This window comes from Vibrio sp. YT-17 (assembly GCF_033337375.1).
Classification (GTDB): domain Bacteria; phylum Pseudomonadota; class Gammaproteobacteria; order Enterobacterales; family Vibrionaceae; genus Vibrio; species Vibrio alginolyticus.
On record NZ_JAWOQP010000089.1, the window covers coordinates 1 to 1,395 of the forward strand.

Consider the following 1,395-nt stretch of genomic DNA (forward strand, 5'->3'; position numbering starts at 1 on the left):
TAATCCCTTAGGAACTGAAATAGATGTCTAAAAATCCAAAATTTGCTATCCGCGTCACTGAAAAACGTAACGGCTGGAGCGCAGAAATCACTCGTCAAGTAACGTCTCGCAAAACAATGGTTTCAAAACGTGAAACTGGGTTTGACAGCGAAGAAAAAGCACAAGCTTGGGCTGAACAAGAACTTGCGGGCTTCATCGAAAACCAAGTTGTTCGTAATGAGCGTAAAGCTGTACAGCGTCAAGAACGTGAAGCAGAGCAACTTGCGGCAAAAGTTCGCAAAGAAGAAGCTCGTAAAGCACGCGAAGCTGAAGCTGACGAAGAATAATGGCATATATTCCGATTGATGTTTCGATCTGTCGGTAATGCTAAAAAGCCCTGAAGTTTTCTTCAGGGCTTTTTTGTTGGCTCATTTTCATAAGCAGTCAGAAGAAACCGAGAAGCCAAAAGAGCCTTCGGAAGGTGCGGCAAACTGTTGGTTGCCAGGCAGTAAGTGAGGATTGTTTGCGTAAACACGATGAGATGATTTGTTATTACGTGTATGCACAGGCGGTAAATCAATATGATGTAAGCCATCCGAAAGATCGTTGGCCTCACCGTAGTCAAAGTCTGTTGTGACCTCGGCGTTATTTTTTGTGTGGTAACAATGATCTGGCTTGCCTTCCTCTCGCCATTTGAGTTCTGAGCGTTGCGCGTCCAAGTTGAGTTCATCTGGAACAGATGAAGCATAATGATCTTCTAGTGAATGTTGTTGACTTTGTTCTTGTAAGTATTGAGCGATGTTTTCAGATTCTTGAGCGAGGAGATTTGCAGAAAGTCCAAGTCCCAACAAACAACCAATGAGTTGTGTTTTATTCATAGATGTGTGCAAGCAAAAAAGAAAACATAATACGAATAAATAAAACGCTGTACAATTGTGCGGTGAACAAGATGAATTGAAATAAGCTAAACACGAAGCACAAACGTTAAGTTTTCATGTTTAAGTGTTTGTAATAAATAATATTGGTGAGTAAACATAACAAAAAAAGCCCAGTAACAGGTACTGGGCTTTGAGATCATAGAGCATGCAATTATGACTGAGTGTCGAGTGGGATTTGTCCCGTCGTTACCTGTTCGACGTCAAACTCAGTTAATCCTTCAATGTAGCTTTCTACCGCTTGTTCTACTTCATCGTCGCTTTGGCTGAAGTATGCGAGGTGGAAAATGGCATCGCCTTCGTTTACCAATGGCAGCGTTTGCTGACCGATCACTAAACCACTTTTAGGTGCTTTTAGCTCTATTTCATCGTGACCGAGGGGTGAGCTGATGTAAGCTAAGGTTTCACCTTTTTCTACTTTATCGCCTAGGTTCACCACCGTGCGCAAAATACCGTTGCCTGGCGCTCTAACCCAGCTGGT

The 1,395-nt window shown here is 42.7% G+C and carries 3 protein-coding genes; 1 reads left to right on the plus strand and 2 read right to left on the minus strand.

Features of this window, described 5'->3' with window-relative positions; translation table 11 throughout:
• Positions 1 to 23: 23 nt before the first annotated feature.
• Positions 24 to 326: a DUF3622 domain-containing protein gene (locus tag R7F67_RS24055; RefSeq protein ID WP_005455950.1), complete on the plus strand. Its 303-nt coding sequence runs from the start codon at positions 24 to 26 to the stop codon at positions 324 to 326.
• Positions 327 to 413: 87 nt separating this feature from the next.
• Here the strand turns inward: R7F67_RS24055 and R7F67_RS24060 are convergent, their stop codons facing one another.
• Together R7F67_RS24060 and R7F67_RS24065 are read right to left on the minus strand one after the other, a co-directional pair.
• Positions 414 to 857 (minus strand): hypothetical protein, encoded by a 444-nt coding sequence (locus R7F67_RS24060; RefSeq protein ID WP_005496270.1) that lies wholly within the window; start codon positions 855 to 857, stop codon positions 414 to 416.
• Between the two features lie 211 nt (positions 858 to 1,068).
• A partial coding sequence (locus R7F67_RS24065; protein WP_318057440.1) for a succinylglutamate desuccinylase/aspartoacylase family protein occupies positions 1,069 to 1,395 on the minus strand: 327 nt, incomplete at its 5' end.